This window comes from Bacillus cereus group sp. BfR-BA-01382 (assembly GCF_022663475.1).
GTDB lineage: Bacteria > Bacillota > Bacilli > Bacillales > Bacillaceae_G > Bacillus_A > Bacillus_A thuringiensis_S.
This window is the reverse complement of sequence record NZ_JAKUFQ010000477.1, coordinates 1-203: the sequence shown is the minus strand read 5'-3', so window position 1 is coordinate 203 and position 203 is coordinate 1. Positions and strand designations below refer to the sequence as shown.

Below are 203 nucleotides of genomic sequence, written 5' to 3'. Positions count from 1 at the left end.
CGTCATCCCCACCTTCCTCCGGTTTGTCACCGGCAGTCACCTTAGAGTGCCCAACTTAATGATGGCAACTAAGATCAAGGGTTGCGCTCGTGGCGGGACTTAACCCAACATCTCACGACACGAGCTGACGACAACCATGCACCACCTGTCACTCTGCTCCCGAAGGAGAAGCCCTATCTCTAGGGTTTTCAGAGGATGTCAAG

Annotated in this window: 1 rRNA gene; it reads right to left on the bottom strand. The window is 54.2% G+C overall.

What is annotated here, in order from left to right:
* Nucleotides 1-203: ribosomal RNA gene (locus MR160_RS34770) — 16S ribosomal RNA — on the bottom strand; the annotation flags it as partial.